The organism is Buchnera aphidicola (Cinara laricifoliae), from assembly GCF_900698945.1.
GTDB lineage: Bacteria > Pseudomonadota > Gammaproteobacteria > Enterobacterales > Enterobacteriaceae > Buchnera_F > Buchnera_F aphidicola_AC.
In genome coordinates this window covers 170,680-195,548 of record NZ_LR217717.1, presented here as the reverse complement: position 1 = coordinate 195,548, position 24,869 = coordinate 170,680, and the positions used below count along the sequence as shown (strand labels likewise).

Here is a 24,869-nt window from a genome sequence, read left to right as displayed (position 1 = left end):
TATGTATTATTTGATTTGCGAAACTGATACTAATGCAGGTCTTAATAATCTATTATTCATTGAATATCCTTTTTGAATAACACAGGAAATGTAATTATTTTTATATTTTCCAGAAAAATCAATTGATATCGCTTGATGTAAATCTGGATTAAAAGGTATATTAGTTAAATCAATAACTAATATTTTATATTGTGTAAATATACAAAAAATTTTTTTCTGTATTTCTTTTAAAGAAATATATACTTCATTAGAAGTATATTGATCCGAAGAATTTAATAAATTAAGTGATGAATCAATACTATCAACAATTGGTAATATTGATAAAAAATGTTTTTCAAGAAAAAAATTATATGTATTATTAATTTTTTTTTGTAGTCTTTTTTCTAATTGCAATAATTTATCAGTATATAATTTAGAATCATTTAATATATCTTTTTTTAAATCTGATACTTGTGATTTTTTCTTTTCCAAATATTTTTTATTATCTTCTAATTTTTTGTTAATTAAATCTTGTTTAACATTATCCAAAGATGAATTATTAAGAATATCATTATATTTCATAAGTATATTTTCCGAATATATTCATATATAAATATTTTATATTTTCAATTAAATATATTTTATAAAAATTAATTATAAATTTGATTTACAATAATTAATGGCGGTGCGGACGGGATTCGAACCCGCGACCCCCGGCGTGACAGGCCGATATTCTAACCAACTGAACTACCGCACCTATTATTTTGTAGATTAAAACATAAATTCTAATTTATATCAGATGATTATAAATATAATTAAACAGAATTTTTTTTTATCATTTTCATATATTTTTTATGGTTTTTTTTTTCTGAAATAGATGCAAATATAATTTTTAATGATTTATTAGAAGAAAAAATATTTTTTATAGGCGGTATTATTTTTCTTTCATTTTTTTTAGTAAATAGTATTTCTATTTGTTTGCTTGTCATGTAAAGATATACTTTCATTAATATCTTCGCATCTATTAACGCACCATGCATATTTTTACGAATATTTAAAATTTTATATCTACGACATAATGCATCTAAACTATTTTTTTTTCCCGGAAATAATTTTCTAGCGATAACTAATGTATCTATTACTTTACTAAATTTTTCAATTTTTTTAATTCCACAATTTAATTGACTAAATTCATAATCTAAAAAACTAATATCAAAAATAGAGTTATGTACTATAATTTTTGATTTTTTTATAAAATTAAAAATTTCCAAATAAACTTCTTTAAATCGAGGTTTATTATGTAATTTTTCTATAGAAATTCCATGAATTTTGTATGCTTCTTTTTCAATGTCACGATCTGGATTTAAATAATAATGTAAATATCTTCCAGTATATTTTCTATCAATAATTTCAAGTATTCCGATTTCTATGATCTTATGGTTTAAGTACAAACAACCAGTTTTATTCATTCCGGTAGTTTCTATATCTAGAATTACTTTTCTGGATTTATTTAAATGTCTCATTTATAAAAATATTTTATAAAAATATAAAATTTAAAATTAAATAACAAAAATTTTTAAAAAATCAATTTAATAAATAAAATAGCAATATCAATACAATTATATTGGAGCTAAGCGGGATTGAACCGCTGACCTCCTGCGTGCAAAGCAGGCGCTCTCCCAGCTGAGCTATAGCCCCTTATTAATATAATATGGTAGGCCTGAGTGGATTTGAACCACCGACCTCACCCTTATCAGGGGTGTGCTCTAACCGGCTGAGCTACAAGCCTGCTGTACAATAATAAATCAGAAAATTTCTGTGGACACGATCCAATTAAATGTTTTATATTTTAAGGAGGTGATCCAACCGCAGGTTCCCCTACGGTTACCTTGTTACGACTTCACCCCAGTTATGAACCACAAAGTGGTAGGCGCCCTCCAAAATTTGGTTAGGAAACCTGCTTCTTTTGCAACTCACTCCCATGGTGTGACGGGCGGTGTGTACAAGGCCCGGGAACGTATTCACCGTGACATTCTGATACACGATTACTAGCGATTCCGACTTCGTGGAGTCGAGTTGCAGACTCCAGTCCGGACTACGATACACTTTATGAGGTTTGCTTATCTTCGCAGAGCTGCTTCTCTTTGTATATACCATTGTAGCACGTGTGTAGCCCTGGTCGTAAGGGCCATGATGACTTGACGTCGTCCCCACCTTCCTCCGGTTTATAACCGGCAGTCTCCCTTGAGTCCCCGGCCGAACCGCTGGTAACAAAAGATAAGGGTTGCGCTCGTTGCGGGACTTAACCCAACATTTCACAACACGAGCTGACGACAGCCATGCAGCACCTGTCTCATAATTCCCGAAGGCACTTCTATATTTCTATAAAATTTTATGGATGTCAAGACCAGGTAAGGTTTTTCGCGTTGCATCGAATTAAACCACATGCTCCACCGCTTGTGCGGGCCCCCGTCAATTCATTTGAGTTTTAGCCTTGCGACCGTACTCCCCAGGCGGTCGACTTAATGCGTTAGCTTCAGAAGCCATTCCTCTTAGGAAACAACCTCCAAGTCGACATCGTTTACAGCATGGACTACCAGGGTATCTAATCCTGTTTGCTCCCCACGCTTTCGCACCTCAGCGTCAGTTTTCGTCCAGGAGGTCGCTTTCGCCACAGGTATTCCTCCAGATATCTACGCATTTCACCGCTACACCTAGAATTCTACCTCCCTCTACGAAACTCTAGTTATTCAGTTTCAAATGCAGTTCCTAGGTTAAGCCCAGGGATTTCACATCTGACTTAAATAACCGCCTACGAGCTCTTTACGCCCAGTAATTCTGATTAACGCTTGCACCCCCCGTATTACCGCGGCTGCTGGCACGGAGTTAGCCGGTGCTTCTTTTTCAGGTAACGTCAAATAGCAATGATATTAGCATTACTACTTTCTTTCCTGACGAAAGTACTTTACAACCCTAAGGCCTTCTTCATACACGCGGCATAGCTGCATCAGGCTTGCGCCCATTGTGCAATATTCCCCACTGCTGCCTCCCGTAGGAGTCTGGACCGTGTCTCAGTTCCAGTGTGGCTGGCCATCCTCTCAGACCAGCTAGAGATCGTCGCCATGGTAAGCTATTACCTTACCATCAAGCTAATCTCGTCTGGGTTCATCTAAACGCGCAAGGTCTTTACGATAAGGACAAAGATCCCCTGCTTTAGTTTCTCAACATTACGCGGTATTAGCTGTCGTTTCCAACAGTTATCCCCCTCATTTAGGCAGATCCCCAGATATTACTCACCCGTTCGCCGCTCGCCGGCGAAAATATAAATATTTTCCCGCTGCCGCACGACTTGCATGTGTTAGGCTTGCCGCCAGCGTTCAATCTGAGCCATGATCAAACTCTTCATTTACGTATAACTTTTATTACAAAACTAATTTTTTTTTACATTAAAATTAATAATGAATAATTTGTATCTGAACATTTAATTTTCATGTGCCCACAAAAATTTTCTGAAATATTTTTTTAAAGAACATTTTCTGTTACAAGATCTATCTTATCGTTTTTTTTATAAAAGTCAACATATTTTTTATGATTTATAAAAAATTAATATAAAATGAACAATATATGTCAAGTATTTTTATAAAAAAAATTATTTCAGTATATAAATCATTTATAAATATATATTAAATAAAAAATATAAAATAAATATTTTATTTAATAAACTATAGATATTTTTACAATAATTTTAAATTACTATATAATAATTATAATTAAATATTTTTGTAATTCATTACAATAAGTTATTAAAATATATATTAAAAACATACATTAATTATTATTAATATTGGTAAACATATGAATATTCAAAAATTTTTAAAAAATAAAATAAAAAAAATTTGTATAAAATACAATATTCCAAATAATTTTGATCCTATTATCCGAAAAAATACTAAAAATAACGAAATTGACTATCAAGTTAACGGAATTATTAAATTAAAAAAAAAAATACCATACTCTTCATATCAACTTGCAATTAATATTTCTAAAGATATGAAAAAATCTAATATATATGAAAATATATTAGTTCCTCCACAAGGATTTATTAATATTACTTTAAAGTCAAATTGGTTATGTGAACATATAAATAATATGTATTTCGCAAAAAACTTTAATATATCTATAAAAAATCCAAAAATTATTATTATCGATTATTCTTCTCCTAACATAGCTAAAGATATGCATGTAGGACATTTACGATCTACTATTTTAGGAGATGTAACAGCTCGATTAATGGAATTTTTAGGACATACAGTTATAAGACAAAATCATATTGGTGATTGGGGTACACAATTTGGAATGCTAATTACACAGTTACAATTAACGTCATGTCATTCTATTGAAAAAATTGAAAAAATTTATAAAATAGCAAATTTAAGATATCAAAAAGATCCAGTTTTTATAAAAAAAACTAAGAAAAATGTAGTTAAACTACAAAATAATAATAAAGATTGCCTAAAAATATGGAAATTACTAGTCAGTAAAAGTATAGAAAAAAATAATATAATCTATAAAAAGCTAAATATTTCTCTTACTGATAAAGATATTCGTGGAGAAAGTTTTTATAATTTTATGTTGCCAAAAATAATAACTGAACTTAAAAAAAAAAAAATTGCTGTTAATTATAATGGTTCTATTATTGTTTATCTAAATAAATTTAAAAATCGTTTAGGTAAAAAAATGGGAGTTGTTATACAAAAAAAAGACGGAGCATTTTTATATACTACAATAGATATTGCGTGTTTAAAATATAGATGCAATATTTTAAAAGCAAATCGAATTATTTATTATATTGATAATAGACAAAAACAACATCTATTACAAGTGTGGGAAATAGCTAAACTAGCACAATATATACCTAATAATACATTATTAGAACATCATACATTTGGAATGATTTTGTGTAAAAATAAAAAACCTTTTAAAACACGTCATGGAAAAACAATCAAATTAATAGATTTATTAAACAAAAGTATTGATAAAGCAAAAAAAATAATAAAAAATAAACATCAAAAAATGACTAAAAATGAAATAAAATCTATTGCTCATAATATTGGAATTGGTGCTATAAAATATTTTGATTTATCAAAAAATCGAACATCTGACTATATTTTTGATTGGGACCAAATATTATCATTAAACGGAAATACAGCCCCTTACATACAGTATGCATATACAAGAATTCAGTCAATTATTAACCATGATAACTTATCTCATGAAATAAATATTTATCCTATTAAAATTTTTACAAAATTTGAACGATATTTAGTATTAACTATTTTACAATTTGAAGAAACTATATTTCATTTAGAAAAATATGGAACACCTCATTTGATGTGTAATTATTTATACGATCTTGCTGGAAAATTTTCAAAATTTTATGAAAACTGTTCTATTTTATTCGCAAAAAAAATACACATCAAAATCAGTCGGATAAAATTATCTATTTTAACAGCTAAAGTAATTAAAAAAGGATTATATATATTAGGTATCAATACAGTTAAAAAAATGTAATATTATAATTATACAAATTATAATCACTATTCTTTGTATTTTTCAATCGTATGTACAATTTTTATTACGCGATCTTCAGAAATTTCAGAAAAAGATAAAACGGTTAATTCTGGAATACTAATAATAAATAATTTTGCTAATAAATTTCGTAATTGAGGATGAACTACTAATACTAATGGAAATTTATTTTTTTTTTGAATAATAACTAATAATTTAGTTCTTTTAATTAACTTTTCTGAAAATAAAGGCTCTAATTGACCATCCTCACTATTAATTATTTTTAATAAAATACATTCTATTTCAGAGCTTAATCCAATTACATAAATATCTTTAGCAGTTAAAAAAAATTTTTGTGTAATAAAATTACGTAATGCAATTCGAGTGATATTAGTAAGTTTTTCAACATTGTTTTTCATACTATTACCATGCTTTATTAATGTTTCTAAAATTGTTCTAATATCTTTAATAGGAATATTCTCACGTAATAAATTCTTTAAAATATTATGCAATATAGTAATTGAAATTATATTAGGTATTAAATATTCTACTAAACGTGGATAAGTTTGCGAAATACGATCTAATAACTGTTGGGTTTCTTGTAAACCAAATAATTCATATAAATTTTTTCTAATAATTTTATTAATATGCGTAATAATTACTGAATTAGGTTCTACAATTAACAGTTTTTTTTTAATAATTTTTTCTTTATTATCGGAATTAATCCAAAAAGCAGGAAGATCAAATACTGGTTCTTTTACTTTTATTCCTGGAACATTAATTATATTATTACTATTATTTATAGCTAATAATTTATCTAAAAAAACATATCCACATCCAATTTCTACTCCTTTAATCAAAATTTTGTACTGTCCATCTTCTAATTTTCGATTATGAATAAAATAAATATCGGAAATTAGAAATCCAAAATCTTTAGCAATATTTTTTCTTAAAAAATATATTTTTTTTAATAAATAATTATATTTATTTTTATAAATGGATTTAAAAAAAATAGAACTTAATTCTAAAGCAATTAAATGTTCGAACTGAATATCATTCCAAGAAAAACTCAATAATTTCTTTTCCTTTACATTTGATATTTTAGAAAAATTTTTATTTATATAATTTTTATTATATAAGTACCATGACAATATTAACAAACTAACAGTAAAAAATAAAAAAATAAAATTTGGCATTCCCGGTATAATACCAAATATACCGAATATAATACCACTTAAAAATATAACTTGAGAATTATTAAAAATCTGATTAATTATCTGTTTACTAACATTAATTTTATCAGATCCAACACGTGTTAAAATAATACCAGAAGCTATCGATATAATTAAAGAAGGAATTTGAGCCGCTAAACCATCTCCAATAGTTAGTATGCTATATATTTTAGCTGCTTGTAAAAATGACATATTATGCTGAATAATTCCTATAATCAATCCACCTATAATGTTCACTATTATAATTAATATACTGGCAATAGCATCACCTCGAATAAATTTACTAGATCCATCCATCGATCCATAAAAATCAGCCTCTCGATATACATTAACACGTCTTTCTTTTGCTTCTTGTTCAGAAATAATGCCGGCATTTAAGTCGGCATCTATTGCCATTTGCTTTCCAGGCATAGCATCTAAAATAAATCTAGCTCCTACTTCTGCAATTCTTCCAGAACCTTTCGTAATAACAATAAAATTTATAATTACTAAAATAATAAAAACAATAATTCCAATAAAAAAATTTCTACCAATTAAAAAAATTCCAAATGATTCAATGATACGTCCTGCAGAATGTGATCCCGTATGTCCATTCAATAAAATTACACGTGTAGAAGCAACATTTAAAGATAATCGCAGCAATGTCGATAATAATGATACTACCGGAAAAGAAGAAAAATTTAAAACATCAGTAACAATCATGGAAACAATTAAAATAATTATCGAAATAACAATATTAAAAGTAAAAAATAAATCTAAAATAAAAGATGGTAAAGGTAAAATAAGCATACATAAAATCATTAAAATTAATGATGGAGTAACTAAAGAATATAAACTCGTATTATTAATCTTATTAATAAAATTTAATAAAATAGATAATCTTCGCATCAATGATTATTCTCCTAAAATATAATTTATGATTTATTAAAGAATATAACTGGTATCATGGGATATGTACCACCATATTTTTTCCAACGTTTAACTTGCCAAGCCCATGCTAAAATTTTAGCAATTGATGAATGTAAATTAACTGGAATCTGATTATCAACAAAAGAATTGTTATATAGATAAATTGCTAAAGAATCAGAAATAAATACTGGAATATTATTTTTTCGTGCAAATTCTACGATATAAATGGATAACTTTTCTAATCCTTTAAAAAGTACTTTAGGAGAAGACATTGTAGTTGAATTATAATGTATAGCTACAGCACAATTTATGGAATTAAAAATAATTACATCAGACTTTGTTAATTCGGATATAGAGTATTTATACGACGATTTTCGCATTAAAAATTGAATTCTTTGTTTAATTAACGGATTTCCTTCTAATTCTTTTTGTTCATTTTTTACTTCCTGAACAGTCATTTTAAGTTTATTAAAATATTGTAAATACTTTATTATAGTATCAATAACAGCTATTATACCTATAATTACCATCATTAATAATAGATATTTATATATTAAATAAAATCCAAAATATAAATTATTTGATAATGAATTATAATAAAAATTATTGACATTAAAATAATTATTCCATATAAATAAAAAAGAAACAGTAATAATTATTATTATTTTTAATAAACTGGATAAAAAATCAATTATTATATTAAAAAAATTTTTTTTTTTAAAATTACTTATAATATTTAAAGAGTTCAAACTAATATTTAAAAATCTTATTCTAACTATTTCCCCATGAATAAAAATAGGTGAAAATATTAATATACATGTTATTCCTAAAAATAATATTAAAAAACATAAAATAAAAATTTTTATATGTTGTAATGTAAGTACAAAAAATAATTGAGGATAATTAATAAATTTTTTATTAAATGTTAAATTCAATACAAATAATTTTAATAAATGTAAAAAAATAAATTTTTTATTTATATAAAAAATACAAAAAAAAAATAATAATATAAAAAATGAATTTAAATCAAATAAATGTTGTACATATCCATTTTTTTTAAATTGTTTAATTTTATGTGGAGTTGCAGCTTCAGTTTTATCTTCATTTAGGCTATAATTCATATATTTATACCTTAATATACATTACTTAAGTAGTATCTACAGTAATAACTATTGTTACAATATAAATAGTTATTGTTTTTAACTATATTTATTATATTATTATCTTAAAAATGATATTGTAGCTTTATTAAACTAATTATTTTTATTTAAATATAAATATATATATAAATATATATATTTATATATATATTTATATATATTTATATATATGTTTTAATATCTATACTTATAAACAAATATAATATATTTTTACGATTCCCGAATAAACTATTTTTTATTAAAGATAAAATTATATTTATAATTATAAATTATACTTATAATTAAAAACTATATTTATAAATAAAATTAATAATTTATATAAAAAAATAAAATAAATATAAAAATAATGTAAAAATATTATTTTTAAAAAAATTATGTATGTAAAATTAATTATAGTCATCTATATATTACATATAGATCTATTTATATTCAGGATATATACCATGTATACTACTAAATATTTACTTTCTACTATAAAAGAAATACCCGCAAATACAGAATCAATTAGTCATCAATTAATGATACGTTCTGGTATGATACGAATGTTATCTGCAGGAATATATACATGGTTACCTACAGGATACAGAGTAGTAAAAAAAATTATAAAAATTATTTCTAATATTATGAATCAATACGGTTATTTAGAAATTTGTGCTCCTATCATACAACCGAAAAAATTATGGGATCAAAGCGGACGAACACAATTATATGGAAAAGAACTAATTAATATTATAGATCGTAGAAAAAAAAAATATATATTAAGTCCTACACATGAAGAAGCTATTACCTATATATTTAATCAAGAAATTCACTCGTATAAACAATTACCAATAGTTTTTTATCAAATACAAAAAAAATTTAGAGATGAAACAAGACCAAGATTTGGAGTAATTCGATCTATAGAATTTCTAATGAAAGATGCATATTCATTTCATATAAATAATCATTCCTTACAAAAAACATACAAAAATATAAAAGAAATTTACATACAAATATTTACAAAATTGAAAATTAATTTTAAAATCATTAAAGCGGATTCAAAAATTATGGGAGGATCTATATCTCATGAATTTCATGCTTTATCTAATATTGGAGAAGATAAAATTATTTTTTCTAAAAATTCACATAATGCTGTACATATTAATAAATTTAATAAAAAAAAAAATAAAATTAAAATTTATTTAATAAAAACTAAATCAAATCAATCTCAATATTCTATAGCAGCTTTACTAATGCGTAAATATGATCCTTTAAATGTAGAAGATTTAAAAAATATTAAAATTCTTGAATATCCTATCAAATTTATTAAATGTAAAAAAATGATTTTGTCGTATCAATTAACTGCTAATAAAAAATACTACGCTAATAAAGATATATTTATCTTGGCAGATTCTAAAATAACTAATATGCCATATTTTATTATTACAAATAAATGGTTTAATAAACAATTAACCCCAATTTTATGGAATAAAAAAATAATATTTAATAAAATAATTAACATTAAAAACTATGATCACGTATTTTATTACGATACGAATGAAGAGAAATTAAGAACAAAAAATAGTATTGAAATAGGTCATATCTTTCAAATTGGAAAAAAATATTCTAAAAATATAAATTTTTCAATCTATGATAAAAATCATAATAAAAAAATATTACATATGGGTTGTTATGGTATCGGAATCAATAGAATTATGTCATCTATTATAGAACAAAATCATGATAATAATGGAATTATATGGCCGAATTGTATTGCTCCTTTTCAAATATTTATTATCCCTATCAATATGCATAAAAATACTGAGATAAAAAAAATAGCAAAGTTAATCTACACCCAATTAATAAATAAAAAAATTGATGTTTTGTTTGATAATAGAAAAGAAAATGTGGGTAAAATGTTTGCTGATATGAACTTAATTGGAATTCCATACGGAATTATTATTAGTTCTAATACAATTAAATGCAAAGAAATTGAATTTTATTCAAGAAAAAAAAATTCAAAAACAAGAATTCTCATTTCTAAAATAATTCCGTTTATTAAAAAATTATATAATTTTTAATATCTTATATATATAAACGTATTAAATAAAATTAACTATTAATATTTTATTAATTTAAATATCAATAATAATAATTCATTTATAAAAATTTAATTTAATAACTAAATTATTTTTAAATGTTTTTAAATAATTCAAAAAATTATTATCAAGATATATTTTATAAATTTTATCAAATAATTTATGTTGTATATGATATTGTTTCGGTAATATAAAATATATTAAAACATTTCCAGAATACACTTTATGTAATAAATAATGATATATTTTATTAAAAATTTTTTTATTTGTATTATTATTATGTTTAATATGTATTTTTATACTACGTATTTTCTTTGCGCGATATTCTTCAATATTATAAATTTTATGTACTAAAATACGTGATCGACTAGCAAAAGAATCATGTAATAACCTTCCTATAACTACTACAATAACATTTTTATGACAAGACAGTTTATCCATGGAATGATCAAAATCATTAAAAAAAATAACATCTAAACGACTGTACGAATCATCTAAAGTAATAATATAAAATTTATTTTTGTTTTTAGTAAATGACAATTTAATAGAAAAAATAATACCTGAAATTATAATTCTATTAACCGTATTCTTTAATAAACAATCATGTAAAGTAACTCCATCAGTATAGTACTGTATTTCTTTTAAAAAGTTTTTAATAGGATGATCAGTAATATACAATCCTAATGTTTTTCTCTCCCATTTTAAAATTTTTAATTTAATATCACAAAATTTTTCATTTAATGTATTTAAATTATTTTCATTATTTTTTATCAAAAATTTTTGTATACTACTATCATTAAAATAAAATAAATCATACTGTTGCGTTTGTATGGATAAAATTTTTTGTTTAGCAATCTTTATTGTATTTTCAATACTATTAAATAATTGAAGACGACATATATTAAAACAATCACATGTACCCGACATAACTAATATTTCAAAAATATGACGTGTTACTTTTTTTAAAATTAAACGAATACACAAATCTAAAAAATTTATAAAAAAACTATCTTTCTGATCTCTTTCAGCTAATATTATATCAATAGACGATTTACCTAATCCTTTTATAGCGCCTAAACCATAAATTATTTCTCCATTTTTATTAACAGAAAAAGAATAATTACTAAAATTTATATGAGGCGGTTTAATTGTTAAGCGCATACGACGCGCATCATAAATAAGATTAACTACCTTATTAGTACGCATCATATCTAAAGTCATAGCAGATGCCATAAATTCAGCAGAATAATTTGCTTTTAACCATAATGTTTGAAACGCTAACAAAGCGTACGTTACTGAATGCGATTTATTGAAACCATACGCAGAAAATTTTTCTAATAAATCAAAAATTTTATTTGATAGCTGCAAACAAATAGAATTTTTTAAAGCGCCTAATTGAAATAATTTTCTTTGTTGAATCATCTCTTTCGGTTTTTTTTTTGCCATAGCTCTTCTTAAAATATCAGCTTCACTAGGAGTGAAATTTGATAAAACTTGAGAAATTTGCATCACCTGCTCTTGATATAAGATAATTCCATATGTTGACTTTAAGATAGGTTGTAACCACTTATGTTGCCATCTACGATCAGGGTAAGAAATAATTTCTTTACCATGTTTACGATTAATAAAATTATCTACCATTCCTGATTGTAACGGTCCAGGTCGATAAAGAGCTACTAATGCAACAATATCTTCAAAAGAATCAGGTTTTAAACGTTTAATTAAATTTTTCATACCTAATGATTCTAATTGAAAAACAGAAGTTGTTTCAGACTTATTTAATAATAAAAAACTTTTTTTATCTTTTAAATCAATTTGATAAATAGAAAATTTTTTTTTTTTATGATGTATGTTTCTAATATTAATCATATTGACAATCATATCAATCATAGTTAAAGTTTTTAATCCTAAAAAATCAAATTTCACTAAACCTACAAACTCAATGTCATCTTTATCAAATTGTGTAACTTGATTGTCTCCTTGTGAATCACAAAATATAGGAACAAAATCAGAAATTTTAGTAGGAGAAATAACTACTCCTCCAGCATGTTTACCTATATTACGAATCACTCCTTCTAATTTTTTAGCTATATTAATTAATTTTTTAACATCATAATTATAATTATATAACTCTGCTAATTCTTTATTTATAGAGAATGCTTTTTTTAAAGTCATTTTAGGATCTAATGGTATTAATTTAGAAATTTTATTTGTTAAACCATATGGATAACCTAATACCCGACCAACATCTCTAATCACCGCCTTAGCAGCCATAGTACCAAACGTAATAATTTGCGAAACTGAATCATGACCATATTTTTCCATAACATGATCAATTACTAAATCTCTTTTATCCATACAAAAATCAATATCAAAATCTGGTAAAGAAACACGATTAGGATTTAAAAATCGCTCAAATAATAAATCAAACTGTAAAGGATCTATTTCCGTTATATTTAAAGCAAATGATACTAAAGATCCAGCACCAGATCCTCTACCTGGACCTACTGGTATATGACTATATTTAGCCCATTGAATAAATTCCATTACAATAAGAAAATAACTAACAAATCCCATTTTTTTTATAATTGACAATTCATAGTGCAATCTAGAAAAGTATATTTCTTTTTTTGTTGTTCTTTCTATTATATCAGGAAACATCTTTGTTAAACGTAATTCTAAACCTTTACTTGCTTTTTCTATAAAAAATTGATAAGAATCAATTAAACCAGTAGGAAATATAGGTAAAAAATAAGAACCAGAAGGAATAATAACATTACAACGCTTTACAATCTCTATACTATTAATTATTGATTCGGGACAATCGCGGAAAATATGAATAATTTTTTTTTGATTTTTTAAATATTGATTTTTAGTATATTCATAAATAAATTTTGAATCAGTAATAGTTTTTTTTTTATAAATAGCAACTTTAACTTTATGAATATATGAATCACTTTTTTTTAAAAATAATACTTCATTGGTAGCAACTATTGGTAATGAGTATGTATAAGAAATATATTTAATATATTTAATATACTCTTCTTCTCTTGAAGCTCCTATACGAGAAACTTCTAAATAATATTTATTTGGAAAATGTTTTTTATAAAAAAAAATACAACGATTTAACGACTCTACATCGTTTTTAAATATACATTGGCCAATATCACCTTTTATTCCTCCTGATAAAACTAATAAACCGCGCTTAAATCGTAATAAATTATTTATATCTATTATTAATCCAGAATTATCATCATATCCTAATTTATATGATTCAGATAATAATTTTATTATATTGTTATAACCATAATTATTAGCAGCCAATAAAGTTAAATTACATATAATACCATCAATAATATCCGATTTTACAACAATATCAACACCGATAATAGGTTTAATACCAACTTTACAAGATAATGAATAAAATTTAATAACACCATGTAAATTATTTACATCAGTGATACCTAATGAAATCATATCCATTTTTTTTGCATGCTTAATTAACTTTTCTAATTTTATCATACCATCAATCATAGAATAATCACTATGTATCCGCAGATGTACAAAATTATTTACACACATACTTAACCTAATTTATTATATAAATGTATTAAAAATAAAAATTTTTTACTAAAAATTTGACATAAATAAATATTTATATTGAAACTAATAAATTTTATTTAATTCATTAATAAGAATTAATATTACTTTATAATATAAAGCAATATTACAATACACAGTTAAAAAAATATATTATAAAAATGATAATGATATGGTAGATTGACACACAATAGTTTCTTGAACTGTTACTTTTCCTTTAAATAAATAAATGCCGCATAATTGTTTTTTAAAATATATTTTTATAATCATTTGATCACCAGGATATACCGGACGAATAAAACGTGTATTATATATTCCAGTTAAACAACAAATTTTTTTATTAATACAATCATTTTGTTTATGATGAAAAAGCAACAAACCACCTGATTGAGCAATTGACTCTATTATCAATACACCCGGGAAAATTAATTTTTTAGGAAAATGACCAAAAAAAAAAAATCATTCATAGTGATATTTTTTAATGCACATATATAAAGATCTTTTTTAAAATCCAGTATTCTGTCAATTAATAAAAATGGAAATCGATGCGGTAAAATTCGTAAAATATCATTTATACTAAAATTATATTTACTATCTTTTAGATTATTCATTATTATGTCTCTTACCTTAAAAATAATAATTTTTTTATATATTATTTTTGTAATAATTTTAATAAAATATAAAAAATTATTATGAAAAAGTTATATTAAATCTATTTAAAAAGTAATTAGATGTATTACGTGGATGTAATGGAGATGCAAATGTAAAAGTAATAGGACCAAATATAGAATACCAACGTATAAAAGCACCAACAGATAAATATGTATAATTAGGTTGTCCAATAGTTAGAGCTTTACGAATAGAATATAGTGAAATATTATTTTTCCAATTAGTATCCCAGATATTGATAGCGTCTACAAATACACCTGCTTGAAATATTTGAAAGATTTTTTTTAATATTTCAATATTCGGAAGAAATAATTCTGTATTAGCATGAACCATCATATTTCCACCTATACAATCTGTAGAAGGATAAAAATTTGATACAATGCGTTTTTTAGAATTAGTTGAATTATTGCGACTATTCTTATAATATATAGCTATAGGGCCAACAGAATTATCTTTAAATCCACTTTTTGTATTTTTATGATAAAACTTATAATTTTCATAAAAAGGAAAAATATGATTACCTAAAGTTAATCCTGATCCAAATTCTAAAAAATTATGTATAGTAATATCATATATATGTTCTAATGGAAAATACTGATTAAGACTAAAAAAAATTTTATGATAAAAATTATCTGAACAAGGTAATGTGAATTTACCTAAAAATTTTATATGTGTACCTATTTTAAAAAAATTTTTTTCTTTTATATTATTGAAATCAAATATATACTTAACAAAAAAATCATTCACAGTAAGATTATCTTTTTTTGAATTTAAAAAAAATTTTTTCGGAAATAATGATAAATATTTTAATAATGTAATATGAGGAGATGTTAATAAAATTTTTATTTTTTCATATCCACATACTATAGAAAATTTTTTATTTTTTATTCTCGAGGTATATAAAGAAGTATTAAATCCAAACAATTTATTAACGCAAGTATTAGGAAAAACACAACGTTCTTTCATAACATTAACGAAAGCATTAGATTTTAAAAAAAAATTTTTTAATAAACTGAATGGTTTTGATAAATGAATTTTTAAATTAGTATCGTGAATATTCTTTAAAATCTTAATATATAACTCATTTCCAGTGTTAATAAAATTTTTTTCTAATAATTGTAATTGTAATAAAACACCTCTCCCATTTTCATAACTAGTTGATGCGCTTATATCTCTAGTGTCATGATGTTCTTTAAAATCATAATAAATATCAACTTTATTATTATTGTGTAAATTTTTTTTTGCATATACTTTTATATTACTAAATAAACTAGTATCAAATAAATCATTACAAGATTGTTTAATTAAATTTATGTCAAAAAAGCCATTTTTATGATTATATATATAATCATGTAAAAATTTATGTTCTGCAAGAGAATTACCTAAAAAAAATATATCATTAATAAAATATTGTTTTTGTAAATCTAATAAAACATGTAAAAATATTGTATGATTATTTTTATCTAATTCCGAATGCAGTAAAACACGAACATTTGATAAACCTTTTTTTAAAAAAATATTCTTAAAGTCTGTTGTTATATGATCAATAGTAGACTTACTATAAGGGGTATTTAAAACATATTTTTGAATATTATTCATAAATTCATTACTACATAATCCTTTACACTCATTTGTAAAAAATTTTTTAATATAATATCGTGGTCCTTCATTAATATTAATTTTTATATTAATATATTTTTTATCTCGTGAACAATTTTGTTGGACTGTATTAATTTTAATATCTAAATATCCATGACGTATATAAAAATCATGTAAAGCATGTAATGATTTCTTAAATACAACATAATCACATTTTTTAAATTCAAAAAAATTCCATAATAAATCATTATCATGTTGAAACAAATCTTGTAATATTTTTTTTTTAGAAAAATTTTTATTACCATCAATAACAATTTTTGATACAAATGATATTGGATTTTCATTCAAAATTATTTTTAATTGAATAGTATTATTAGGACATCGAATAATTTTTAATATACAATTAATGCTAAAATATCCTTGTAATTCATACATTTTCTTCAAATGTAAAAAAAACTTATTAAAATTAAATATATTAAAAAATTCATTTTTTTTAATACTAAAATTTTTAAGTAATTTATTAAAATATATACATTTTTTACGATTAACACCTGATATACAAATATCAGTAACAAAAGGAAATTCTTTTACAGAAAATATTAAAGTATCATTCAATCTAGAAGTATTTATTTTAATAAAATGATCAGTACACAATAATAATTCAATTGTTTTAGAAACATTAATAACTTTATTATCTTTTAATAAATTATGTTGCACAGTCCGCAATATATTATTCGAAGATTCATTTTGAACTCCATGTATAGAAATATGTTTAATACTTTTTATATTTGCAGCAGATACAGACATAGAAAAACACAAACAACATATAAAAAAAATTTTTTTCAATAACATATTATTTAAAATTCCCATATAAAATCTACAATATTAAATCATTTTAGTATGAATTATAATAATTTTAACAAAATAAAATTTGAATTAATTTTAATTATTATAATTAAAATATATATTATTTTTAATAATAGAGATAAAAATATCTAAAACTAAATTGTCAATAATTCTTTTTCTTTTATCATAGTAATATCATTTATTTTTTTTATAAATAAATTAGTATTTTGTTGAATGTTTTGTTTTAATTCTTGCGCCATATCTTGATTAATTTCTTTAATTTTTAATAAATTCTTTATTCTATCATTTGCTTCTCTTCGAATATTTCGTATAGATACGCGTGCATTTTCTGCTTCGTTTTTAATAATTTTAATAAATTCTTTTCTCCTAGATTCTGTCAAAGCAGGTATCGGAATACGTATACATGAATTAGTAGAAATAGGATTTAAACCTAAATTAGAATTGATAATTGCTTTTTCTACAAAATTTTTTATAGAAATATCAAATAAAGTAATTTTTAACATATTATTGTTTTCTAAAATAATATTAGATAATTGAGTTAATGCTGTTGAAGTACCATAATAATCAATGTATATATCATTTAATAAATCTGGAGAAACACGATTTGTACGAACTTTATGTAAATCTTTATTAAATAATAAAAAACATTTATTCATTTGAACATAAACTCGTTCTTTTAAAGTAATTAACATATTTTTTTTCTCTTAAGAAAATTAATATCATAAAATTTATAAATTAATAATTTATTTATAAATTAAAGTACCAATAGGTCTAGATTGAATAACAATATCATATAAAATTTTTGGATCATGCATATCAAATACTAAAATAGGTAAGTTATGTTCATCAGCTAACACTAATGACGTATAATCCATAAATTTTAGCTGTTCACTTAAAGCTTCTTTATATTTTAATTTCTGATATAATGTAGCAGATGGATTTACTAATGGATCAGATGAGTACACTCCATCTACTTTAGTTCCTTTTAATAAAATATCGGCTTGTATTTCAATTCCATATAGACATGCAGCTGAATCTGTTGTAAAAAACGGTATACCTAAACCAAAACAAAAAATAGTAATATACCCATTATCTAATGCATCGTTTACTTTATCTAATCGATATCGTTCACAAATTCCGTCTAAACGAATTGATGAAAATATCCTGACTTTAATTTTACATTTTTTCATAAATTCATAAATTAATAAACCATTAATAACTGTTGATAACATTCCAACATGATCTGATGTAGTTCGTCGCATACCTAATTTTTCTAAATCAGAACCCCTAAATAAATTTCCCCCTCCTATAACTAAACCAATTTGAACACCATATTGTAATAATAAATTTATTTGTTTTACTAAATCTTCCATAAAAGAAGTATTAAGATTTCCTTTTGAATTTTCTTTTAAAAATTCTCCACTAATTTTCAGTAAAATTCGATTATATTTACTTTTATTTTTCATAATAAATATCCAAGATCTATATTTTTACATTTTTAATAAACATCAATTAATACTATCTCATCAAAGACTCTAAAATCTATAATTTTTTATATATATAAAATATATTTATATATTCTCTCCAACTTGAATCCGTACAAAAGAATATATAGAAATAGAATTTCTTTTTAAATAATCATTAATCGTTATTTTAGGATCCATAATGAATTTTTGATGAATTAAAGTCACATCATTAATAAATTTATTGACGCGACCTTGTACTATAGATTTAATTACATAATCATTTTTTCCAGTCTGATCAGCGATATTCTTTTGAATATACATTTCTCGTTCAATTACATCTTTCGGAATATCTTTTTCTGATAAAAATAATGGATGAGAAGCTGCAATATGCATAGCAATATGTTTAAAATTTTGGTCCTTATTTTCTTTAACTGACGAACATATTGATCCTTTTACTAATACACCTATTTTATTTGAATGAATATATGCGCTAATAGTATTTCCCGTAATATATTTCATTCTACGAATTATAATATTTTCACGAACTCTAGAAATTAAAGAAATCCTTTGTGAATTAAAAATATTATTTAAATTATTTAAAGTAAATATTTTATTTGTACCAGCATAATCAACAACAATTTGTCCAAAAGTTTTAAACTCATGATTATTTGCTACAAAATCAGTTTCTGAATTTAATTCTAACAACACGCCAACACATTTATCGTGATATAAAAATATTCGACCAAATTCTGTTTTACGTGATAATTTTCTCTCCGCTATACACGAACCTAACGTTCTTAAATAATCAATAGCGTTATCAATATTTCCATTAGATTTTTGTAAAGCAGTTTTACAATCTATAAAACCAGATCCTGTTTTAATACGTAATTCTTGTATTAATTTTTTTGAAATTTCCATAATATTTATCATCCAAATATTAAAATTATTGTTATGTTATTTTGGAATATTCTAAATTATAACTCTTATAATCTTTTCTTTAAAATAAGTGATTCTGTTTTTACTTTATAACATTTAGATAAAGAATTAGATAAAATACTCAAATATAAATTAATTGATTTAATCGAATCATCATTGCCAGGAATGATATAATCAATATGTTCAGGACTAGAATTAGTATCTACTATAGCAAATACAGGTATTCCTAAGTGGTTAGCTTCTTGAATCGCAATATGCTCATGCGTAGTATCAATAATAAAAACTGCATCTGGTAGACCTCCCATATTTTTAATACCACCTAAACTATTTTCTAATTTATTTAAAGACCGTGTTCGTAATAAAGCTTCCTTTTTTGTTAATTTATCAAAAGTACCATCAGTAGATTGTTTTTCTAAGTCTTTTAATTTATTAATGGATTGTCTTACTGTTTTCCAATTAGTTAACATACCACCTAACCAACGATGATTTACATAAAATTGATGACATGATAACGCAATAAATTTAATTCCAGCACTAGCGGATCGTTTAGTTCCTACAAATAATATTCTTCCATTACGTTTAATGATTTTTTGAAGCTCTACAATAGCTAACTGAAACAGAGGTAAAGTTTTTTCTAAATTAATAATATGTACTTTATTTTTAATACCAAAAATAAAAGGCTTCATTTTTGGATTCCAGTATCGTGTTTGATGTCCAAAATGAACGCCAGCTTGAATCATACTCTTCATTAAAGGAATATTCATAACTATTCTCCTATAATTTTTAAAATAAAAAAAAATATGTTAATATAATAAAATACAAATTTATATGAAAATAAAATTTTTTTTGATTAACATTTATTTAGCAATGAAATTATATTATTGTAACATTATTATAAATAATATTATTTAATTTATTAAATAATAAAATTCTATCCCGCGTATTTTTATATAAAATATATTATATCATAATATAATAATATTATTTATATCGTTTTTTACATTTTAATTAATACATACTATAAATTTTATTTCATGTTTATTTATAAAATAGATGATTATTTTCGATATAAATTATTTATAAACCAAATAATAAAAATAAATTAATCTATCAATATGAAAAATATATTAAAAAATGAATACGATCTCCAACAAATACGAATATCTGGAAAAATTACAGCTAACGTACTTGAAATGATTAAACCATATATAATACCTGATATATCAACTAAAGATATAGATGATATTTGTCATAACTATATAATTAATGTTAAAAAAGCTATACCGGCATGTTTAGGATATAATAATTTTCCCAAATCTATATGTATATCTGTTAATGATGTCGTTTGTCATGGAATTCCAAATAAAAAGTTATTCCTAAAAAACGGAGATATCGTAAATATAGACGTGTCAGTAATTAAGAACAACTATTATACTGATGCATCTAAAATGTTTTTAGTAGGTTCAGTGAATAAAAAAAATAAATTATTATGTCAAATTACTCGAAATAGTCTTTATTTATCATTAAAATGTATAAAACACGGAGCTAAAATAAATAAAATTGGACAAATTATTCAAAAATATGTAGAAAAAAATAAATTTTCAGTAGTCAAAGAATACTGTGGACATGGAATAGGAAAAAATTTTCACGAATTACCATATATTTTACATTTTTATAATAAAAATGATCATACAATAATGCAAAAAGGAATGGTTTTTACTATAGAACCTATGGTAAATGAAAAATCATCAAGCATAAAATGCATGAAAGATGGATGGACAGTAAAAACGCAAGATGGCGGTTTATCCTCACAATATGAACACACAATTGTAGTTACTAGTACCGGATGTGAAATAATAACACATCAAAAAAACGAAAAAATTCCAAAAATTTTTATTAATACATAAACTATATATATAAGTATTTAAAAAAAATATTTTTAATAAATATAAAAATCTTAAATTTTTCAAAAATAATATTTTAAAAATTTATTTAATAATTTCATTACCACATTATATTAGAATAATACAATAATTATACAACTATAATAGGTTAATAATACACATGACAAGAACACAAGATTATATAGAAGAAATTTTTGAAAAAAAAATTAAAGATCACAACTATCAAATTAAAAAAAAAGAAAAATACTATATTAATAATATAATCTCAAAATTAAATTCCGGAATTATTAGAATTGCAGAAAAAATTCATGGTACTTGGATCACACACCAATGGATAAAAAAATGCGTATTACTATATATATATTCTAAAAGTAATAAAATTATAAAAACATCACATAATGTTTTTTATGATAAAATACCCCTAAAATATGAAAATTATAATGAATTAAATTTTATTGAAGACTCTGTACGAATAGTTCCTAATTCAATAGTTCGATTTGGTGCATTTATTGGTAAAAATGTCGTCCTAATGCCTAGTTTTGTAAATATTGGAGCCTATATAGGAAAAAATACTATGATAGATGCTTGGGCAACAATTGGATCGTGTGCACAAATTGGCTGTAATGTACACATATCCGGAGGTGTAGGTATAGGAGGAGTTTTAGAACCCTTACAAAATAATCCAACCATCATAGAAGATAATTGTTTTATTGGAGCAAGATCTGAAATAGTAGAAGGCGTGATTATAGAAAAAAATTCAGTCATTTCTATGGGAGTATATATTGGTCAAAGTACTAAAATTTACGATCGAGAAACAGGAAAAATATTATATGGGCGAGTTCCTTCTGGATCAGTTGTAATATCAGGAACATTACCTTCTAACAAAGATAATAACGTACACTTATACTGCGCAGTAATCGTTAAAAAAGTTGATAAAAATACATTAAAAAAAACCGAATTAAATAACTTACTTCGAGACATAAAAATTAATTAAATATAATTAAAAATAATTTTATCGTTACTTTGTATCCGCCTAATAAGGCGGGTATTATTTTAATACATTAATTATTAATAAATTTATAAAATGTAATATATACTATATGCTCATTATCATGATCATTTCTATATATTTTATTTGCACACTTAAAATACTGCTATATACAAGGATTTATTACCAATGACATTATTATCAGGCGCTGAAATGGTCATACAGTCATTAATAGATTTAAAAATAGATACAATATTTGGTTATCCTGGCGGAGCTGTACTGGATATATATGACGCAATATACACCATTGGTCATAAAAAAATAAAACATATATTAGTACGACATGAACAGGGTGCTACACATATGGCCGATGGGTATGCTAGATGTACTGGAAAAACTGGAGTAGTTTTAGTAACTTCTGGTCCAGGAGCAACTAATGCAATCACTGGTATTGCAACAGCTTATATGGATTCTATACCAATGATTGTAATTTCAGGACAAGTATCCTCTAATTTAATTGGACTTGATGCATTTCAAGAATGCGACATGATGGGTATTTCTAGACCTATTGTTAAACATAGCTTTTTAGTAAAAAAAACTGAAGATATTCCATTAATTTTTAAAAAATCGTATTTACTAGCTTCTAGTGGAAGACCTGGACCAATTGTTATCGATTTACCAAAAAATATATTAGATCAAACAATAAAAAAAAATTATACTTGGCCTAATTCTGTCTGTATCAGATCTTATCAACCTGAAAAAAAAAATCACAAAAAAAACATACAAAATGCAATAAACATATTATTAAATTCTAAAAAACCAATTATTTATGCTGGTGGTGGTGTTATCAGTTCAAACAGTCATGTCGAATTATATTCATTAGCAACTACTCTTAATATTCCGGTTACTATGTCCCTTATGTCATTAGGATCTTTTCCTGGTAATCATCCACAATGTCTGTCAATGTTAGGAATGCATGGAAAGTATGCAGCAAATATGGCCATGCATTATTCTGATGTTATATTAGCAATTGGAGTAAGATTCGATGATAGGACTACTAATAATGTAGAAAAATATTGCCCTCATGCTCAAATTATACATATTGATATTGATCCAACTTCTATTTCAAAAACTATTACAGCAGACATTCCGATTATTGGAGATGCAAAAAAAATATTAAAAAAAATGTTAAAAATTATCAATATAAATATACTTAATAGACCAGATTCTTATTTACATAAATGGTGGAAAAAAATTAATCAATGGAAAAAAATAAAAACTGTTACTCTTAAAAATTATAAAAATACAATTAAACCACAATATTTTCTTGATATATTATACCATTTAACCCAAGGTAAAGCCTATATAACATCAGATGTCGGACAACATCAAATGTTTACCGCGTTACATTATCCTTTTGATAAACCTCGTTATTGGATTAATTCTGGAGGATTAGGAACTATGGGATTTGGTTTACCGGCAGCATTAGGTGTTAAAATAGCATTTCCTAAAGAACTTGTTATTTGTATTACTGGAGATGGAAGTATACAAATGAATATACAAGAATTATCTACAGCTAAACAATACAATTTAGCAATACTAATTATTAATTTAAATAATAAATCCCTAGGAATGGTTAAACAATGGCAAGATATAATATACTCAGGCAGACATTCTCACTCATATATGCAATCATTACCTAATTTTATAGCACTAGCTGAATCATACGGACACATAGGATTACAAATTACAACACCAAACGAAATTATTAAAAAACTTAAAAAAGCTATAAGAAAAGTTCAACTAGGATCATTAGTATTTGTAGATGTACAAATAGATCCTCATGAACATATTTATCCTATGCAAATTAAAAATGGTGGTATGAACGACATGTTATTACAAAAAACAGGATAA

15 protein-coding genes, 3 tRNA genes, 1 rRNA gene and 1 pseudogene are annotated in these 24,869 nt (G+C 23.9%); 5 read left to right on the top strand and 15 right to left on the bottom strand.

The genetic code is table 11. From position 1 onward, the window contains the following. Nucleotides 1-6: 6 nt before the first annotated feature. The 6 genes from BUCILAFE3058_RS00830 to BUCILAFE3058_RS00805 all read right to left on the bottom strand — a co-directional run bounded on the left by BUCILAFE3058_RS00830 (nt 7) and on the right by BUCILAFE3058_RS00805 (nt 3,388). Nucleotides 7-561, bottom strand: coding sequence for a nucleotide exchange factor GrpE (locus BUCILAFE3058_RS00830; protein WP_154061507.1), 555 nt, complete (start codon nt 559-561; stop codon nt 7-9). A gap of 98 nt (nt 562-659) precedes the next feature. Beyond that, nucleotides 660-736 (bottom strand) — tRNA-Asp (locus tag BUCILAFE3058_RS00825). A gap of 58 nt (nt 737-794) precedes the next feature. After that, complete coding sequence (dnaQ, locus tag BUCILAFE3058_RS00820) at nt 795-1,502, bottom strand: DNA polymerase III subunit epsilon (protein WP_154061506.1); 708 nt, start codon at nt 1,500-1,502, stop codon at nt 795-797. Between the two features lie 102 nt (nt 1,503-1,604). Further along, nucleotides 1,605-1,677: transfer RNA gene (locus BUCILAFE3058_RS00815), tRNA-Ala, on the bottom strand. A 14-nt stretch (nt 1,678-1,691) separates the two neighbouring features. Next, nucleotides 1,692-1,768: transfer RNA gene (locus BUCILAFE3058_RS00810), tRNA-Ile, on the bottom strand. Nucleotides 1,769-1,829: 61 nt separating this feature from the next. Further along, nucleotides 1,830-3,388: ribosomal RNA gene (locus BUCILAFE3058_RS00805) — 16S ribosomal RNA — on the bottom strand. A 446-nt stretch (nt 3,389-3,834) separates the two neighbouring features. Between BUCILAFE3058_RS00805 and argS the strand changes: the two genes are divergently transcribed. Next, a complete protein-coding gene (gene argS / locus BUCILAFE3058_RS00800; protein WP_154061505.1) occupies nt 3,835-5,550 on the top strand; it encodes an arginine--tRNA ligase in 1,716 nt (571 codons plus the stop codon). A 26-nt stretch (nt 5,551-5,576) separates the two neighbouring features. Here the strand turns inward: argS and BUCILAFE3058_RS00795 are convergent, their stop codons facing one another. Beyond that, nucleotides 5,577-7,667 carry an FHIPEP family type III secretion protein gene (locus BUCILAFE3058_RS00795; RefSeq protein WP_154061504.1) on the bottom strand — a complete coding sequence of 697 codons (2,091 nt, stop codon included), beginning with the start codon at nt 7,665-7,667 and terminating at the stop codon, nt 5,577-5,579. A gap of 26 nt (nt 7,668-7,693) precedes the next feature. After that, on the bottom strand, nt 7,694-8,809 hold the full coding sequence (locus BUCILAFE3058_RS00790; protein ID WP_154061503.1) for an EscU/YscU/HrcU family type III secretion system export apparatus switch protein: 1,116 nt from the start codon (nt 8,807-8,809) through the stop codon (nt 7,694-7,696). A 482-nt stretch (nt 8,810-9,291) separates the two neighbouring features. Between BUCILAFE3058_RS00790 and proS the strand changes: the two genes are divergently transcribed. After that, nucleotides 9,292-10,908 carry a proline--tRNA ligase gene (gene proS, locus BUCILAFE3058_RS00785; RefSeq protein WP_154061502.1) on the top strand — a complete coding sequence of 539 codons (1,617 nt, stop codon included), beginning with the start codon at nt 9,292-9,294 and terminating at the stop codon, nt 10,906-10,908. 75 nt (nt 10,909-10,983) lie between these two features. Here the strand turns inward: proS and dnaE are convergent, their stop codons facing one another. From dnaE to rpsB, 7 genes and pseudogenes are all read right to left on the bottom strand, one after another. Then, nucleotides 10,984-14,508, bottom strand: a complete 3,525-nt coding sequence (dnaE, locus tag BUCILAFE3058_RS00780) for a DNA polymerase III subunit alpha (RefSeq protein ID WP_154061501.1) — start codon at nt 14,506-14,508, stop codon at nt 10,984-10,986. 171 nt (nt 14,509-14,679) lie between these two features. Further along, nucleotides 14,680-14,973: pseudogene (locus tag BUCILAFE3058_RS02120) on the bottom strand (3-hydroxyacyl-[acyl-carrier-protein] dehydratase FabZ); the annotation flags it as partial. 243 nt (nt 14,974-15,216) lie between these two features. Next, on the bottom strand, nt 15,217-17,646 hold the full coding sequence (bamA, locus tag BUCILAFE3058_RS00765; protein WP_172598720.1) for an outer membrane protein assembly factor BamA: 2,430 nt from the start codon (nt 17,644-17,646) through the stop codon (nt 15,217-15,219). A 149-nt stretch (nt 17,647-17,795) separates the two neighbouring features. Beyond that, nucleotides 17,796-18,353: a ribosome recycling factor gene (gene frr, locus BUCILAFE3058_RS00760; protein ID WP_154061497.1), complete on the bottom strand. Its 558-nt coding sequence runs from the start codon at nt 18,351-18,353 to the stop codon at nt 17,796-17,798. 51 nt (nt 18,354-18,404) lie between these two features. Then, nucleotides 18,405-19,127: a UMP kinase gene (pyrH, locus tag BUCILAFE3058_RS00755; RefSeq protein WP_154061496.1), complete on the bottom strand. Its 723-nt coding sequence runs from the start codon at nt 19,125-19,127 to the stop codon at nt 18,405-18,407. Between the two features lie 105 nt (nt 19,128-19,232). Continuing rightward, nucleotides 19,233-20,045 carry a translation elongation factor Ts gene (gene tsf / locus BUCILAFE3058_RS00750; protein ID WP_172598719.1) on the bottom strand — a complete coding sequence of 271 codons (813 nt, stop codon included), beginning with the start codon at nt 20,043-20,045 and terminating at the stop codon, nt 19,233-19,235. Between the two features lie 65 nt (nt 20,046-20,110). Beyond that, complete coding sequence (rpsB, locus tag BUCILAFE3058_RS00745) at nt 20,111-20,827, bottom strand: 30S ribosomal protein S2 (RefSeq protein ID WP_154061494.1); 717 nt, start codon at nt 20,825-20,827, stop codon at nt 20,111-20,113. Nucleotides 20,828-21,178: 351 nt separating this feature from the next. Here rpsB and map point away from each other — a divergent pair, with 351 nt between their 5' ends. From map to ilvB, 3 genes are all read left to right on the top strand, one after another. After that, nucleotides 21,179-21,970, top strand: coding sequence for a type I methionyl aminopeptidase (gene map, locus BUCILAFE3058_RS00740; RefSeq protein WP_154061493.1), 792 nt, complete (start codon nt 21,179-21,181; stop codon nt 21,968-21,970). Between the two features lie 157 nt (nt 21,971-22,127). Beyond that, nucleotides 22,128-22,961: a 2,3,4,5-tetrahydropyridine-2,6-dicarboxylate N-succinyltransferase gene (dapD, locus tag BUCILAFE3058_RS00735; RefSeq protein WP_154061492.1), complete on the top strand. Its 834-nt coding sequence runs from the start codon at nt 22,128-22,130 to the stop codon at nt 22,959-22,961. A gap of 183 nt (nt 22,962-23,144) precedes the next feature. After that, entirely contained in the window at nt 23,145-24,869 is a 1,725-nt protein-coding gene (gene ilvB, locus BUCILAFE3058_RS00730) for a biosynthetic-type acetolactate synthase large subunit (RefSeq protein WP_154061491.1), read from the top strand.

What these genes read in the sequence shown, in the direction of transcription:
- frr (WP_154061497.1), bottom strand. Translation starts at nt 18,353, where the DNA reads ATGTTAATTACTTTAAAAGAACGAGTTTATGTTCAAATGAATAAATGT.
- BUCILAFE3058_RS00795 (WP_154061504.1), bottom strand. Translation starts at nt 7,667, where the DNA reads ATGCGAAGATTATCTATTTTATTAAATTTTATTAATAAGATTAATAAT.
- dapD (WP_154061492.1), top strand. Translation starts at nt 22,128, where the DNA reads ATGACAAGAACACAAGATTATATAGAAGAAATTTTTGAAAAAAAAATT.
- ilvB (WP_154061491.1), top strand. Translation starts at nt 23,145, where the DNA reads ATGACATTATTATCAGGCGCTGAAATGGTCATACAGTCATTAATAGAT.
- dnaQ (WP_154061506.1), bottom strand. Translation starts at nt 1,502, where the DNA reads ATGAGACATTTAAATAAATCCAGAAAAGTAATTCTAGATATAGAAACT.
- bamA (WP_172598720.1), bottom strand. Translation starts at nt 17,646, where the DNA reads ATGTTATTGAAAAAAATTTTTTTTATATGTTGTTTGTGTTTTTCTATG.
- rpsB (WP_154061494.1), bottom strand. Translation starts at nt 20,827, where the DNA reads ATGAATATTCCTTTAATGAAGAGTATGATTCAAGCTGGCGTTCATTTT.
- proS (WP_154061502.1), top strand. Translation starts at nt 9,292, where the DNA reads ATGTATACTACTAAATATTTACTTTCTACTATAAAAGAAATACCCGCA.
- argS (WP_154061505.1), top strand. Translation starts at nt 3,835, where the DNA reads ATGAATATTCAAAAATTTTTAAAAAATAAAATAAAAAAAATTTGTATA.
- tsf (WP_172598719.1), bottom strand. Translation starts at nt 20,045, where the DNA reads ATGGAAATTTCAAAAAAATTAATACAAGAATTACGTATTAAAACAGGA.
- BUCILAFE3058_RS00790 (WP_154061503.1), bottom strand. Translation starts at nt 8,809, where the DNA reads ATGAATTATAGCCTAAATGAAGATAAAACTGAAGCTGCAACTCCACAT.
- BUCILAFE3058_RS00830 (WP_154061507.1), bottom strand. Translation starts at nt 561, where the DNA reads ATGAAATATAATGATATTCTTAATAATTCATCTTTGGATAATGTTAAA.
- map (WP_154061493.1), top strand. Translation starts at nt 21,179, where the DNA reads ATGAAAAATATATTAAAAAATGAATACGATCTCCAACAAATACGAATA.
- dnaE (WP_154061501.1), bottom strand. Translation starts at nt 14,508, where the DNA reads ATGTGTGTAAATAATTTTGTACATCTGCGGATACATAGTGATTATTCT.
- pyrH (WP_154061496.1), bottom strand. Translation starts at nt 19,127, where the DNA reads ATGAAAAATAAAAGTAAATATAATCGAATTTTACTGAAAATTAGTGGA.